This window comes from Acidobacteriota bacterium, assembly GCA_016196035.1.
In the GTDB taxonomy this organism is placed as follows: Bacteria; Acidobacteriota; Blastocatellia; order RBC074; family RBC074; genus JACPYM01.
The window spans coordinates 155979-171548 of sequence record JACPYM010000034.1; the positions used below are offsets into that span (position 1 = coordinate 155979).

12 protein-coding genes and 1 pseudogene are annotated in these 15570 nt (G+C 59.4%); 5 read left to right on the forward strand and 8 right to left on the reverse strand.

The window, feature by feature from the left end; all coding sequences use genetic code 11:
- Window positions 1-145: 145 nt before the first annotated feature.
- From HY011_12380 to HY011_12400, 5 genes and pseudogenes are all read left to right on the forward strand, one after another.
- Window positions 146-838, forward strand: a complete 693-nt coding sequence (locus tag HY011_12380) for a carbonic anhydrase (GenBank protein MBI3423728.1) — start codon at window positions 146-148, stop codon at window positions 836-838.
- Window positions 839-870: 32 nt separating this feature from the next.
- Window positions 871-2440: pseudogene (locus HY011_12385) on the forward strand (SulP family inorganic anion transporter).
- A gap of 62 nt (window positions 2441-2502) precedes the next feature.
- The gene (locus HY011_12390; protein MBI3423729.1) at window positions 2503-2973 is read left to right on the forward strand and encodes a universal stress protein; all 471 of its coding nucleotides are present in this window, start codon (window positions 2503-2505) and stop codon (window positions 2971-2973) included.
- A 28-nt stretch (window positions 2974-3001) separates the two neighbouring features.
- Entirely contained in the window at window positions 3002-4009 is a 1008-nt protein-coding gene (locus HY011_12395; GenBank protein MBI3423730.1) for a VWA domain-containing protein, read from the forward strand.
- A 179-nt stretch (window positions 4010-4188) separates the two neighbouring features.
- Window positions 4189-5223 (forward strand): TerC family protein, encoded by a 1035-nt coding sequence (locus HY011_12400; protein MBI3423731.1) that lies wholly within the window; start codon window positions 4189-4191, stop codon window positions 5221-5223.
- A gap of 189 nt (window positions 5224-5412) precedes the next feature.
- Here the strand turns inward: HY011_12400 and HY011_12405 are convergent, their stop codons facing one another.
- From HY011_12405 to HY011_12440, 8 genes are all read right to left on the reverse strand, one after another.
- Window positions 5413-6201 carry a ThuA domain-containing protein gene (locus HY011_12405; GenBank protein MBI3423732.1) on the reverse strand — a complete coding sequence of 263 codons (789 nt, stop codon included), beginning with the start codon at window positions 6199-6201 and terminating at the stop codon, window positions 5413-5415.
- Between the two features lie 269 nt (window positions 6202-6470).
- Window positions 6471-7631, reverse strand: a complete 1161-nt coding sequence (locus tag HY011_12410) for an ABC transporter permease (protein MBI3423733.1) — start codon at window positions 7629-7631, stop codon at window positions 6471-6473.
- 134 nt (window positions 7632-7765) lie between these two features.
- Window positions 7766-8869, reverse strand: a complete 1104-nt coding sequence (locus HY011_12415) for an ABC transporter permease (GenBank protein ID MBI3423734.1) — start codon at window positions 8867-8869, stop codon at window positions 7766-7768.
- Window positions 8870-9088: 219 nt separating this feature from the next.
- Window positions 9089-11077 carry an ABC transporter ATP-binding protein gene (locus HY011_12420; GenBank protein MBI3423735.1) on the reverse strand — a complete coding sequence of 663 codons (1989 nt, stop codon included), beginning with the start codon at window positions 11075-11077 and terminating at the stop codon, window positions 9089-9091.
- Between the two features lie 238 nt (window positions 11078-11315).
- Window positions 11316-12524: an HlyD family secretion protein gene (locus tag HY011_12425; GenBank protein MBI3423736.1), complete on the reverse strand. Its 1209-nt coding sequence runs from the start codon at window positions 12522-12524 to the stop codon at window positions 11316-11318.
- A 135-nt stretch (window positions 12525-12659) separates the two neighbouring features.
- On the reverse strand, window positions 12660-14381 hold the full coding sequence (locus tag HY011_12430; GenBank protein MBI3423737.1) for a TolC family protein: 1722 nt from the start codon (window positions 14379-14381) through the stop codon (window positions 12660-12662).
- 126 nt (window positions 14382-14507) lie between these two features.
- On the reverse strand, window positions 14508-14816 hold the full coding sequence (locus HY011_12435; protein MBI3423738.1) for a hypothetical protein: 309 nt from the start codon (window positions 14814-14816) through the stop codon (window positions 14508-14510).
- 72 nt (window positions 14817-14888) lie between these two features.
- A complete protein-coding gene (locus tag HY011_12440; GenBank protein ID MBI3423739.1) occupies window positions 14889-15272 on the reverse strand; it encodes a hypothetical protein in 384 nt (127 codons plus the stop codon).
- Window positions 15273-15570 lie beyond the last annotated feature (298 nt).

A 15570-nucleotide genomic window follows, 5' to 3' on the forward strand; every position in this document is an offset into this window, starting at 1 on the left:
CGTTTTCGCCGGACGCCACAAAAGCTCAACAAAGCGGTCTTTTAAGCATTGGCACAGCCCTTGCCAACTCCTGCCACGTAACCGTGCGCAGCTTGTGCCGCGCGCAACCAGCACAAATTGTTCGCAACATTTCAGGAGAAAGAAAATGGAAAAGATCGTTCGCGGAATTCACCAATTTCAAACCACACACTTCAGCGAGCATCAGGAACTGTTCGCCCAGCTTTCGCATGGGCAGCAGCCCGAAACGCTGCTCATCACCTGTTCCGATTCGCGCATCGTGCCCGATCTGTTGACGCAGACGCAGCCGGGCGAACTCTTTGTCATTCGCAATGCGGGCAACATCATTCCGCCCTATGGCGCGGCCAACGGCGGCGAGGGCGCGACGATTGAATTCGCCGTCGGCGCGCTCCAGGTCAAACACATCGTCGTGATGGGCCATTCGCATTGCGGCGCCATGAAAGGTTTGTTGCAGCCCGACAGTCTGACCGCGTTGCCGTTGGTCGCCGCTTGGCTGAAACACGCCGAAGCGACCCGCCGCGTCGTGCTGGCAAGTTACGAAGGGTTGAGCGACATCGAATTGCTCAACGCCGCGATCAAGGAAAACGTGCTGGTGCAAGTGGACAACCTGCGCACCTACCCGGCCATCGCTGCGCGCCTGGCAAAAGGCGATCTAACGTTGCACGCCTGGATTTATGAGATCGAGAGCGGGCGCATTCTGGCTTACGACGCCGCCCACACACAGTACGTGCCGGTTAGTGTGGCGGGCGTCCAACCCCTCGCTACCAATCGGCTGAAGGCAGAGCCGAAACCGGCGGCGTTTAAGGCGGCGGCGCAGTAACGGCGCGCCGCTTCACAGGAGGGAGGAAAACCATGATCAAACAAATCACCAATGAAAACGGGATACGCCAGACTTTCGCCCAGGACTTGCTGGCCTCCATCGTAGTCTTTCTCGTAGCGTTGCCTTTGTGTATGGGCATCGCCATCGCGTCGGGCGTGCCGCCCGCGCTGGGCCTGATTACAGGCATCGTCGGCGGGCTGGTCGTCGGCTTCATCGCGGGCAGCCCGTTGCAAGTGAGCGGGCCGGCGGCGGGCTTGACGGTGCTGGTGTGGGAGATGGTTCAGCAACACGGTATTGCCATGCTCGGCGCGATTGTGCTGCTGGCGGGCGTGCTGCAAATGCTGATGGGCGTGGCGAAGCTGGGCCAATGGTTCCGCGCCATCTCGCCCGCTGTCATTCAAGGCATGCTCGCGGGCATCGGGGTGTTGATTATCGCTTCGCAGGTTCACGTGATGGTGGACGATGGGCCAAAGGGTAGCGGTTTGACGAACCTGCTCTCGATTCCCGCCGCGATTTACAAAGGCCTTTTCCCGCTCGATGGTTCGACGCATCACATCGCCGCCGCTGTCGGGCTGGCGACAATGGCGCTGATTTTCGCGTGGGGCTACGCGCCGAAGAAGTGGCAGATTATGCCCGCTCCGCTGGTCGCCATCGTCGCCGTCACGCTTAGCGCGGCGCTGCTGCAATTGCCGATCAAGTACGTCAACGTGCCCGGCAATCTGGCGAGTGTGACCAGCTTTCCGACGCTGGAATCCATGCAAGGTTTGCTGAATCTTTCCGTCATCGGTTCGGCGTTGGCGCTCTGTTTCATTGCGAGCGCCGAGACACTGCTTTCCGCGACGGCTGTTGACCGCATGCATCAGGGCGAGCGCACGCAATACAACAAAGAACTGTTCGCACAGGGCGTGGGCAACTCAATCTGCGGCCTCTTTGGCGCTTTGCCGATGACCGGCGTCATCGTGCGTAGCTCGGCGAATGTGAATGCAGGCGGCAAGACGCGGCTGTCGGCCATTTTGCACGGCGCGTGGATTCTGGGGTTGGTGGCGCTCGCGCCGTTCATTCTCAATCGGATTCCGACGACGGCGCTGGCGGGGATTCTGGTTTACACCGGCTTCAAGTTGCTCTCGCCGAAAGCGGTGCGCGAATTGAAACCGCACGGCTGGCAGGAAGTCGCCATTTACGCTGCGACCATCGTGGGCATCGTGGCGCTCAATCTGCTGGTCGGCGTTTTGATCGGGCTGGGGGCTGGCGTTGTTGAAATTGCTCTACACTTTCTCGCATCTCGAAGTGCGCGTGCATACCGATTACGCCACCGAAGAGACGACGGTGACGCTGGATGGCGCGGCAACCTTCGTGCGGCTGCCGAAACTGGCGGCGGCGCTCGAAGCGTTGCCGGCAGGCGCGAAGGTCGTCTTGAACACCGACAAGCTGAGCTACATGGATCATGCTTGTCTCGACCTGATTACGAACTGGCGCAAACAGCACGTCGCGCGCAACGGCCAGGCCGAGGTGCCGTGGGAAGATTTGCAGCAACGCAATCAAGCGCGCGAACGTGAGGTCGTACTGATCGCGGCACTACCGGCGAGCGCCGTGAACTCATAATTTCGAGCAAGCACCGGTTGAGGGAATCTGCTGGGTGGATCCCTCAACCATTGGGGGACAAGATGAAAATTTTGATCGGAGTGGATGATTCCAATTTCAGTCAGGCCGCTGTCGAGGCGGTGGCCCGGCGTTCCTGGGCGGCGGGCACGGAAGTCAAAGTGGTCTTCGCCATCGAGCCGCCTTTCACGCCCGAAGCGACTGTCATGGGACGCGCGGGCAATCATTACGAAATTGCGCGGCGGGCGCTTGACCGCGCCGTGTCAACGCTGCGCGGCAGTGACAACCATTTTGAACTGATTGGTGACATCATCGAAGGCGCGCCGAAACAAGTGCTGTTGGACGAGGCTGAAGCGTGGGGCGCGGATTTGCTCGTGGTCGGTTCACACGGGCGGCGTGGGCTGGATCGTTTCCTGCTTGGCTCGGTTTCGCAAGCTGTGGCGTTGCACGCGCCGTGTTCGGTGGAAATTGTGCGCGTCCCCCTGTCACAAGCCGCATTACAAACGAAAGCGGCAGGAGCAGAGCATTATGCGTAAGGCGGGTTTGACGACAATTGAACAGGTCATGAATCAACCGCGGAACCGTTTTTCAGGCAAATCGGCGGCGGTGGGGTTATGCCTGCTGTTATTGCCTGCGGGTTTCACTGCTCCGGCCGCACTGGCGCAAGCTTTGCCCGCCGCGCTGGCGACACCGCAAGGCGCGGCGGAGGCGGTTCGCATCAAGACGGAAATGGTCTCACTGACGGTAAGTGTCATTGATGAGGAGGGACGGCATTTCACCGGTCTGGACAGCAAAGCATTTACCGTCTTCGAGAATGGCGTCGCCCAGGAAGTGAGTTTTTTCAGCCTCGCCGACGGCCCGGCCTCGGTCGGCATCGTCTTTGATTTCTCGAATTCCATGACAGGCACGCGCCTCGCACACGCGCGAACGGCGCTCGCCCGTTTCGTCCAAACAAGTCACCCGGACGACGAGTATTGCTTGATCGGATTCAACAACAGGGCGCAATTGTTGTTAGAACGCACGCGCGACGCCGAAGCCTTGTTGCGCCGCGCTGACGGCCTGACGCCACGCGGCCATACCGCGCTTTACGATGCGATTGCGCTGGGACTAGCACAAGCTCGGCAAGGCCGCCACGCCAAACGGGCGCTCGTCATCATCAGCGATGGCGAAGACAATCATTCGCGGCTCGGCTTCAATGCATTGCGCCGCCTGGCGCTGGAAGCCGACGCCAGGATTTATGCCATCGTGATCAGCGATTTCTTTTCGCTGCGCAAACCCGGCGAACGACTGAGTGAACTGGCAACCGCGACGGGCGGCAGCGTTCACTATCCCGCCAATGCCGAACGAATGAACGAAGCCTTTGAGCAGATCGCGCTGCAACTGCGCCAGCACTATTCGCTCGGCTATCTGCCAATGAATTTCAGCGCCGACGGCAAATGGCGCAAGCTGAAAGTGAAAGTCGCGCCGCCGCCGGACACGCCCAAGCTGGTGGTACGCAGCCGCGCGGGCTATTACGCCAACGCTGACCGCGCAGCCCGTGAACGCGGTATGGCGGCGCTCGATAACGATTGAGCGAAAGCGCGAAAGGGGAGCGGCTTACTTGATTATTTCGGCGTCGCTGTCAGTGCGCTTGCCCTGCATGCGGGCACGCCGGCGCAGCCAACTTAGGCCAAAGGATCAAGACCCTCTGTGGCTAAAACTCAGCGGGTCTTTTCTGTTTGGCTGCCCTATTACCGTGGGAGATTTCGTTAATGGATTTTGCCTTGTTTCCCATCACCGATTACTGGTGGGCCTATGTCGCCTTTACGGCCTTCGTGCTGCTGTTGCTCGCGCTCGACTTGGGTGTCTTTCATCGGCAAGCGCACGAGGTTTCATTTCGTGAAGCGGCGGGCTGGACTGTGGTCTGGGTGGCGTTGGCGCTAGCCTTCAACTTTGGGCTTTATCAATATGCGCTCTGGAAATTTCCACAAGACCCGCGCTTGCTGGCGCTGCCAGGCTTTAACCCCGACGCGGCGGCCTGGCAGATGGCGCTGGAATTCCTGACCGGCTACGTGGTCGAAAAGTCACTGGCCATAGATAACATCTTTGTTTTTGTCGTGCTCTTCGGCTTCTTTGCGATTCCGGCGAAGTACCAGCATCGCGTGCTCTTTTACGGCATCCTCGGCGCGCTCGTGTTGCGGGCCGCATTCATCGCGCTGGGATCGGTGCTGATGCAATATCACGCGGTCATCATCGTCTTTGGGCTGTTCCTGATCTTCACTGGCGTGAAGATGATGTTTGCGCCCGAAAAGCAGTTAAACCCGGAGGCGAACATCGTCATTCGCCTGTTTCAGCGCTTCGTGCCGGTGACGGCGCAATTGCATGGCGAACGTTTCTTTGTGTGGCTGAACGGCGCGCTGCACGCGACGCCATTGTTTGTGGCGTTACTGTTTCTGGAACTAACCGACGTGATCTTTGCAGTGGATTCCGTCCCGGCGATCTTTGCCTTGACGAAGGAACCGCTGTTGGTTTTTACCTCAAATATGTTCGCGATCCTCGGATTGCGCGCGATGTACTTCATACTGGCGGGCGTGCTGGGTAAGTTCCACTTGCTGAAATATGGGTTAGCGGCAGTGCTGATTTTCGTTGGTTTGAAGATGGCTTGGTTGAACGAATGGTTCGGCGGCAAGTTCCCGATTACATGGTCGCTTGGCATCATTGGCGCGCTCATCGGCGGGGCGGTCGTGCTTTCGTTGCTCGTCGAAAAAGGCCGGCGGCCGGGTGGCGCACTGATTGAACGGAGCTAGGACGTAGCAAGTGACATAAGCCGACAGCTTGCAGGTTGGCTGAGCCTCAGTTGTAGTGGCGCGTGCTGCACGAGTCGCGTTGATTCCAGCCGAAGCCGCCAGTCACCTTGTCAAAAAGTCCCGGCGTGAGATAGCGCTGGGCAATGCTGATCCGCAGTTCATTTGAGCTGGGCGGACTGCCAAAACGGTTTATTTCATTTGTCCCGTGCCCCACTTCAGCGCATTGACGATCATCGTCTGATACCAGTCGGTCGTCCACACATCGGGGCGATGACCCATTGCGTTGTACATCACTTTGCCTTTGCCGTAGTCGTGCCACCAGACGAGCGGAAAATCTTTGGCTTCGACACCCTTGCGTGTCATGTCGGTTTTGCTTTGGTCGAGGCTCACCAGTACGTGCGTCTTGTCGCGTCCGATGAAATTCTTGATCTGATAAATCTCTTCTTTCATTGTCCAGCCGTCCGGCAGATGACGCGACACCGGATGCGACTTGTCTTCGGTCTTGAGCGTGACTTCGATGTTTTCCGTCCACGGATGCTGGTTGAAATAACCGCCGATCATCTGCCCGTACTCGGCCCATTTATAAAACGTGTCGGTCGCGCTATGAATCCCCAAAAAGAACTTGCCGGACTTGATCCAGTCAAGCAGCGCGGTCTTTTGCGCGTCTGACAGCGGCAATTCGCCCGTCGTGTAAAAGATGATGGCATCGTAATTTTTCAGGTTCAGCGGTGTGAGGTATTTCTCGGCCATCTGCGTGAGCGTGACCTCAAAGCCGTTCTTCGCGCCCAAGGTTTCCACCAACTCTTCAGCCAGATGCAATGAAGCGTGGCGGAAGCCTTTGGATTGCGTGACGAACAACACGCGTTTGTGGCCTTTGGTCTGGGCGTAGACATTTGTATAACAGCCGAAACTCAGCGTTGTCGCCAACGCCAGCAGCAACGTCACACGTGACAGCGTAGCGGTGCAATTGATCTGCATCTTGCATTCCTCGTCGTTGAAATTGGTTTGAAAGCAGTGATGGAAGAGCGGACGGAAGGCAGTGTAGCCGAGGGGGAAAAGTTTGGGAAGGATTGTGCGGATAGGCAAACGGGGCCACTAAGTCGCTTGTATGTTCGACAAGCTGCCAGCTTGTCGAAGTCCCGGCTGTTAACCCAATGGACTAACGGCCACGCTTCGACAAGCTGGCAGCTTGTCGAACAACCCGGTCGCTACCGCTCCTTGGACCGCCGCGACAGCTTGCCTGAACGCTAGCCAAGTTGCTTGCGAAAGCGCCACGCACTGATGCCCACCAGCACGATGGCGAAACCCACCAGCGCGCCGAAATGCGGCCAGAGCACGTCGAGGCCCGCGCTTTTGAGCAGAACCCCGCGCGCGATGCTGGCGAAGTGGCTGATCGGATTGAAGAGCGTGAACGGTTGCATCCATTCCGGCATCGCCTCGATGGGGGTCGTCGCGCCCGACAGCATCGAGAGCGGCGGATTGACGAAGAAGCTCATCAATTGCGCCTGCTGTTGCGACTTGCTGAACGTCGCCAGAAACGTCCCGATGCCAATGCCCGCCAGCACGCACAGCATTCCCGCCGTGAAGAGCAGCAGCAAGCTACCGCGCAACGGCAAGTCGAAGACCAGATACCCGGCTGTCAGACCGAGCACGATCTGGGTCGAGAGCAGCACGAAGAGCGGCGCAATCTTGGCGGTCACGATTTCGGCGGCTTGCGCCGGGGTCATCAGCAATTGCTCGATGGTGCCCGCTTCTTTCTCGCGCACCAACGCCGACGATCCGATAATCGAACCGTTGAGCACCAGCAAAATGCCGATCACGCCCGTCACGATGAACCACGCGCTTTGCAAGCCCGGATTGAAGAGCAAGGCGACGCGCGCGACGAATTGTCCGCGTGCGCTGCCCCCCGAAGTTTGTAACGAAACCGCCTGTGCCGGTTGCGCCAGCCGTTCATTGAGCGCGGCAATGATGCGCGCGGCGTAGCTGCCGGCAATGCCCGCCGTGTTGGAATTGACCGCGTCGAGCAGCAACTGAACCGGCGCGGTTTCCTGCCGCGCGCGCAGCTTGGCGAAATCGCTGGGCACGACCAAACCCGCATCCAGCTTGCCCGCGCTCAGCGCCTGGCTCAGCTCGGCAGTTGAGCCGTAAGCAGCCGCGAGTTGAAACGAATTGCTCTCGACAAAGGCCGATACCAACTCGCGGCTGGCCGTGCTGCGGCTCTCATCCACCACGCCCAGCCGCAAGCCCGTCACATTTGGATTGAGCGCAAACCCGAAGATGACCAGTTGCAGTGTCGGCGGCAGGATCAACGACACGACCAGCTTTTTGTCCGATTTGATCTGGCGCAATTCTTTCAAAAACAGCGGCCAGAGACGCATGGCGCGAATTCTATTGATGAAACTTTGCATGAATCCTCCAAACGAGATGCTAGATGCTGGATGCTAGATGCTAGATGCTGGATGCTAGCATCCAAATTCTTCGCTACTTGTTGAAGGTTAGAGGTTGGGAGCTAGCATCCAGCATCTAGCATCCAGCATCTTTCTTAAGCGTCAACCTGCATTAGGCGCATCTTTTTCCACGCCTTGAGAAAGTAAAGCGCGCCGAGCAGCGCCAGCATCAACGGCGCATACCACACGGCGGGCCAGCCGCCGCCGCGCACAAAGCCGTCGCGCACCAGTTCGATGAAATACCGCGCGGGCACAATCGCCGAAATCCAGCGGATGCCTGCCGGAATGTTCGAGACCGGGAAGATAAATCCCGACAGCAGGAATGACAGCAGAAACTGCACGCCCGCGACCGCCTGAATCGCCGCCGCCTGATTCGGAATCGAGACGCCGACCATCACGCCGAAACAGGCGTTGCAAAACAGATACAACACCGTGCCCACCAACAACGGCGTCGGATCGCCCGCGATCTTCAGATCAAAGAGCGGAAACGCCACCAACAACGCCAGCGCCCACTCGGCCACAGCGATAATGAAAAACCCGGCGATCTTGCCCAGCAGGAATTCGTGCGCCGAGATGCTCGACACATACACTTGCAGGATCGTTTTCTGCTCGCCTTCGCGCGACATCGCCAGCGCCGCCAACAGGGGCGGGAAGAGCGCCAGCACGACTGCGAATGCGCCGGGGCCGATGAACTTTCTCGCCGAACCGCCGGGGTTGTACCACATCCGCGTTTCAGCCTTGATGGCGGGCTTGACCGCAGATGCGCCGCTGCGTTGCGCCGCGAAAGCGTTGGTAATGGAAACCGCCTGTCCGCGCATCGTGTTGGCGGTGTTGGCGTCCACCGCGTCCATCAGCCATTGCACTTCGACCGTCTGGCCGCGCAAATAATCGCGCTCGAAATGTTGCGGGATCACGATCACCGCGCGCGCCTGCTCTGAAGCCAACGCGGCTTCGGCGGGCAATTGCGAGGGCACGACGTGAAAGGTAAGCGAGGCATTCAACGCCTCTGCGTACTGGCGCGACAGCGGCGTGCGGTCGTAATCCTGCACGACGACCGGGATGCCTTTGACCGACAGCGACAACGCCGTGCCCAGCAGCGCCAGCAAAATCAGCGGCAACACCAGGGCCAGCGCGACGGTCAGCCGGTCGCGAAAGGTTTGTGTCAGTTCTTTGCGCGCTTGCGCGATGATGCGTTTCATAATTCCTCTCCTTGCTTGCTTCGTTTTGCTTATTGAGCTTTTCAACCGGTCAGGAGGAGAGATTACGGAACAAACGGAAATAACCGAACAAACGGAAGAAGAGTGGCAAATCATTAGGACAGCTTTCTGTCTGTTCCGTTATTTCCGTTTGTTCCGTAATCTCGCTTTGCCTCCCCCAATTGGGAATCGCGTTTGTTGGGCCACCGGCGAGACTTCGCGTCAATCTTCGCTCGCCACCTTGCCAACCTTGCGCGCCTGCTCGACGACCGCGATGAAAACGTCCTCCAGCGAAAAGCGTTCTTCGTGCGCCTGTGTCACGGTGATGCCGTTGTTGCGCAGTTGCCGCTGCAACCTGCCGATGCCCAGCTCCGCCGCTTCATCCACGATCACGTGCAAGCGGTCGCCAAACAACGACACGCGCCAACGCTCCATTTCGCCTTTCAGCAAATCGGCGGCTTGCTGCGGTTGATCGGTGAGCAACTCGATCAGGTGGCCGGATTGCGCGGCCTTGATGCCGGTGGGCGTGCCTTCGGCGACCAGTTCGCCCGCGACCATGAAGCCGAGCCGGTTGCACTGCTCAGCCTCTTCCAGGTAATGCGTCGTGACCAGCACGGCGACGCCGCGATCCGCCAGTTGATTGATCATCCGCCAGAACGCGCGCCGCGCCAGCGGGTCAACGCCAGAGGTCGGTTCGTCCAAAAACAGCACGCTCGGCTCGTGCATCAGCGACGCGCCAAAGGCCACGCGCTGTTTCCAACCGCCGGGCAACTTGCCCGTCACCATGTCGCCGTGCCCGGCCAGGCCCGAAAATTCCAGCACCCAGCGTTTCTTTTCTTCGCGCTCTTCGGGTGGCACCTGATACACGCCCGCAAAGAAATCGAGGTTGTGGTTGATGGTCAGGTCGTCGTAGAGCGAAAACTTCTGCGACATATAACCGATGCGCTGGCGCACGAAGCTCGAACGCAAGCTGCCCCGTTCGCCCGCCAGTTCCATCTCTCCGCTTGACGGCGCGAGCAAGCCGCAGAGCATTTTGATCGTCGTCGTTTTGCCCGCGCCGTTCGCGCCCAGCAAGCCGTAAATCTCGCCGTACTTGACCTCGATGTTGACGCCCTTGACCGCGTGGAAATCACGAAAGCTCTTGCGCAAATCGCGCGCGCCGATGGCAATCGCGTCTGCCGCGCGCTGGCGGAATTGCCGCCGTTGCGGGAAGGGCGCGGCTTTCATCTCGCCATTCAATTCGCGCAAGACAGAGACGAAAGCATTTTCCAGCGTGGGCGCGCCCGAGCCGACTTCGAGCACTGCGATGTCTGCCGCACTCAGCGCCGTGCGCGCCAATTCCTCACCACGCGCGGCATCGCTGACCATCACGTCCAAGCGGTCGCCGAAACGCTGCACGTCCGTGATGCCTGCGACTTCGCCCAACACTTCTTCGGCTTGGCTCAGCTTGGCGGCGCGCACTTCCAGCCGTTGCAGCCCCAGATTGTTGCGAATCTCGGCGGGCGTGCCGGTTTGGTGAATCACGCCATCGTGCATCAACGCCACGCGCGTGCAGCGTTCGGCTTCGTCTAGATACGGCGTCGCCACGACGATGGTCATGCCGTTGATCGAAAGGCTCGCCAACGTGTCCCAAAACTCGCGGCGCGAAACCGGATCAACGCCTGTGGTCGGTTCGTCCAGCAGCAAGACTTTCGGCTCGGTGATCAGCGCGCAGGCCAGCGCCAGCTTCTGTTTCATCCCGCCGCTCAGCTTGCCCGCCAGCCGGTCGGTGAAGCGATCCATGTCAAACAGCTTCAGGTAATGCAGCCCGCGCTCTTTGATTTCGCGGTTGGACAGCTTGCGCAGTTGGCCGACGTAGCGCAGGTTCTCGGCCACGCTCAAATCCTGATAGAGACTGAACGCCTGCGTCAGATAGCCGATTTGCGCACGGGCCGCGCGCGCCGTCTGCCCGAAGAGCGTGACTTCACCCGCCGTCGCTTTCATCACGCCGCCCAGAATCTGAAAGATCGAAGTCTTGCCCGCGCCGTCCGGCCCGATTAGCCCGAAGATTTCGCCGCGTTGGATGGCGAGTTCGACACCGCGCACGGCTGCAAAGTCGCCGTAGCTTTTGTGTAGGTTGCGAATGTGGATGGCGGTTTCTGTTGCAGGCCAATTCACCGGTAGCAAGTTTTGCTCGGCGTAATCTGATTTAATTGCGAGAAATGCACTCATAATTGCTTGCCCTTAAAACTCTGACTGCTCTTGAAGCCCCAACGGGGCGCGATATAACAGCCCAGGGCAACGCCCTGGGTTCATTGGCGAATACATTGAAAGCCCTGAAGGGGCGCAATAAACACCTACTATTTCGCCCTTTCAGGGCTTTTCTGTGTGGGGCTACGTCTTCCCAGGGCGATGCCCTGGGCTTTCCGATTACGCCCCGTTGGGGCTTTCGACCCTGCCGCTTTCAACCCTACCGATTCGTCGCCACCCACTGATTGCCTTCGACCAACACTTCGCCATCGGCGGGCATGCCCGGTTTGGCGAAACCTTGCGGGTTGGCGAGTTGCAACTTCACGCCGACGACTTGCTTGATGCGGTCGTCGCGGAAGTAAGTGTTCTCCGGCGTGAACGACGCTTGCGGGTCAATGCGCGCGACGATGGCGTCCAGCGGTTGTTTGGCGTTCGAGTCCAAATAAACACGCGCGGCTTGCCCGGTGCGCACGCGGCCAATTTCGCCTTCGGGAATGAAGGCGCGCAGGTAAATCTGATCGGGATTGAGAATCGTCAGGATCGCAGAACCAGGCGCGACGATTTCGCCAGGTTCCGCCGAGCGCGTCGCCACGATGCCCGCGAAGGGGGCGACGATTTGCAGGTCGCTGCGATTGGCTTCGGCTTCCTGCAACTCGGCGCGATAGCGGGCGGCTTCGGCGGCGGCGGACTGAATATCGGATTGCGCCTGGCGAATCTGCTGTTCGACGGCGGTGGTTTGGGCCGTGCGAATCGCGGGGTTATCCAGGTTCGCTTTGGCCGCCAGCAACGCGCCGCGCGCGGCTTCGACCTGTTTGCGCGCGGCTTGCACCACGGCGGTATGCGCGTCGAAGGTGTTGCGCGCCTGTTCGCCGTCGCGCGCGGGCACGTCGCCTTGCGCCGCCAGCGTGCCATAGCGTTCGGCATCCGCTGCCGCCTGTTTGTGATCGGCTTCGGCGCGGGCCAGCGAAGCTTCGGCGGCGGCGACGTGTGCTTGCGCCTGACTGACGCGACCTTCGGCATCCACGCGGGATTGGTTGATGCCGAGACGGCTTTGTTCCAATTGCGCCTGCAAAACAGGGACCTGTTGACGCGCGGCTTGCAGCTTGGCGTCGGCCTGCGTCACGTTCGATTGCGCCTGGGTGACGCGGGCGTTGAGTTGGTCATCGGTGAGCGTCGCGATAACTTGCCCGGCTTTGACGTGATCGCCTTCGCGCACGGTGATTTCGCGGATGCGCCCAGAGGTCTTGGCCGCGATGACGGCATCATCGCTCTCGATGCGTCCGGTCACGGCAACGATTTCGCGCGGGCCGGATGGTTTGCGGAAGTAGTACCAGGCCGCTGCCACGCCCGTGAGTAAGGTCAACGCGAGAATGGCGCGGGCGGCTTTCGCCTTGTGTGATTTGCCTGCGGTGTTGTTGCTGTCGGTCATAATTTTGCTCCTTCTGCTGTCTTGATTCTGTTGTTTTGCCACAGAGGCACAGAGGCACAGAGCAAGAAAATAGTCTTGCCCCGTCTCGCCTTCCTCTGTGTCTCTGTGCCTCTGTGGCGCATCTCTTTGTGATTGTTACCGGCGGCTGACCAATGCGACGTTGTTGTTGGTCAGCGTGGTTGAAAGCGCGCGCTGCATCTCGGCGACGGCTTTCGTGTAATCGGTGAGCGCCTTCAACTCGCGTCCGCGTGCCGACGACAAAGCGTTTTGCCGATCCAGCACGAAGAAGTTGGTGGATTGCCCGGCGTCGAATTTGCGCTGCTCGCTTTGCGCTTGCAGTTCGGCGTTGACGCGCGAATTTTTGGCGGCTTCGACACGGCGCTTGGCGGTTTCGATTCCTTGCACGGCGTTGCGCACTTCGCCTTCGATCTGCTGTTCCGTGCGTTGGCGTTGGGCGTCGAGTTGCTTGCCTTCGACCAGCGCGCGTCCGTAATTCGCTTTGGCCGTGCGGTTGCGCAGCGAAAGGTTGAAAGTCACGCCGGCGCGGAAAGCGCGGTACTCGTTGCGAAAGAGATTCGCCGCGTTCTGGCCGTAACCGCCGATGAATTTCTCAGGCGTTGCGCCAAACGAAAACGGCGGCAGCGGCGCGAGGCCAGCAACTTGCGACAGTTGATTGACGCGGTCGAAAAGCAGTTGATTGCCCGCAACAATCGGGTTGGTTTCGGTGCGTTCTTTGCCCGCCAAGCCATACGTGCCGTAGCTGGCGAAGAAATCAATCTGCGGCTTCGTTTGGTTCTTGAAATACGCCACATCCACTTTGTTCAGCTCGCCGCGCAAGCGGTACTGCTCCATCTCCGGGCGATTGGCGAAGGCCAGGCGCAAGGCGTCTTCAACCGGCAGCGCGGCGTCGTGGTTGATCTGCGGTTGTTCGGCAGGAACCAGGGCGGCGCTCCATTGTTCGGTCGCACCCGCAGGCAGCAGCAACAGCTTCAGCGCGTTTTCGGCGCGTTGGATGGCCTCGATGGCGGCTTCGGCTTCGTCGGTGCGGCGTTCGACTTCGACGCGGGCGGAGACGACATCCGCCGGGGCCAGCGTGCCTTGCTTGGCCAGGCGTTCGTTGTGTTCGAGTTGCGTCTGCGCCAGTGCGACCGATTCGCGTTTGATGTCGGCATCGCGGCGCGCAAAGACCAAATCCCAGTAGGCGCGTTCGGCCTGCGCGATGATCTCGATGGCGCGTTGGCGGAACTGACTGTCGGACAGGTCTAGGCGTTTGCTGGCAATGCGCAGTTGACGGCGCGCCGCGTCAATCTTGCGGTTGCGCAAGAGCGGCTGGGTGAATTCAACCGTCAACTGCGAAGTGAATTGCGGGTTGAGCGCATTGAACAGGTTTTGGCTCGTCGTGCGGCTTTGGTCGTAACTGAGATTGACGTTGCCGCCTTGCCAGGGCAGTTGTTGCGCGAGCTTGGCCGCGCCGCTGAAATCGGTCGTGCGTAACTTGCCGTTCTCGCCGCCCGCCAGGATCGAAGCGACGGGCGTGGTTTGCCGGTCGTAAAAATAGCTGCTCGACAGCGTCGGGTCGTAGAAGCCTTTGGCCGCGCGCAAATCCTGTTCAGAGAGTTGCGTGTTGAGTCGTTCGATCTCGATCTCGCGGTTGTTTTCGAGCGCCATCGTCACGGCTTCGCGTAGCGTCAACAGCGTTTGTTTGTCGGCCTGGACGCCCGCGCGTTGAATGGGCGCGGGTGTTGTTGCCTGAACCGTCGGCAACGGAAGCTGCGCCCAGGTGGATTGGGTGGACATTACGGCGAGTAACGCGGCCAGCACGCCGTGATGCAATTGTTTCAGCTTGGTGTTGAACATAAATTCTCCCTCCTCAATGAATCCAACTTCGTTGCTTATAGACAGAGCTAACGCCAAGAGCGGCAACTTTCGCCGCTGCCCGCTGCCTTCGTTTGTTTGTTTCGGTAGCCTTATTTTCGGTAAGCCCTACTCGGTAAGTTCGACTGTGTCCGTGTGGCCGGACAAGCGCCGCATGATCTGTTCAACCAGGGCGCGCATCTGGACATCGGCGGCGATGAGTTTGACTTGGGCTTTTGCCATCGCCAGCAATAACTGTTTGCCCGCGTCGTCTACAAAGGTGACTTCGGATAAATCCAAGTTGACGGCCAGCGGTTGCGGCGTCGCCATGGTGTAATGCCAGCAGCGTTCCAACTCCGGCGTCCATTCGCCCGCCAGCCGGCCCGCCAATTTGAAGGTCAGTGCCTCCTCGTCTCGTTGTTCCGTAATCTTCAACATCGTTTTCTCCCACGTTCGTCTTATGATTCCTTCTCCTGCTTGATTCTCTTTGTTTATCTCCCGCTTGCTTCATCAACGCACGTAACCCGCCGCCGTCCGGGCCGCCGCATAAGCGTCCAGGGGCGAAAGCAGCACGATCAACATCCAGAGCGGCAGGGTGATCAACGTGCAAAGCAAACGCTGAAAGCTGCGGCTGGAATTCGGCGCGGCGGTTTTAGCCGCCAGGCTTTCGGTGACAACCTTGAGCAATTGGCCCGAATAAGTTTGAAACGCGCCGGTTTGCACGTCCAGCGGCTTGGTTTCGCTCTCCGCCAAATGGATCAGTTCGGTGACGGTGGCGTAGCGGTTGAGTTGTTGTGCGCCGCAATGGCGGCAGTATTTGTCGCGTTTGCGCACGCCGGTCGCGCAAGCGTGACATTGGTGATCTATCGGTTCTGTTACTGGTCTCGCTGTCATAACGTTGTCTCTTCCCGTCTAGCGTTCTTTCGTTGCGATCTCGGTGCGACGGCCAGCCCTAGTGCAAACGCATTGCCAGAGCCGGGGAAAAAGTTTCAGCAACGCAGTAAGCGCCCGCAAGGAATAAGGTTGTTTCGATTTTGGAGAAGGCTTATGGCTGCGTGCCGAGGGTGAGTGCCGATGGTGACGAAGCCGACATTTCGGCAAGTGCCGAAATGTCGGCACGAAACAGTACCGCGCGCGTGAGCAAGCGGAGTCGTTACGTTGAGTCCATTGGATATGAGTTGCGAAAGCCGCT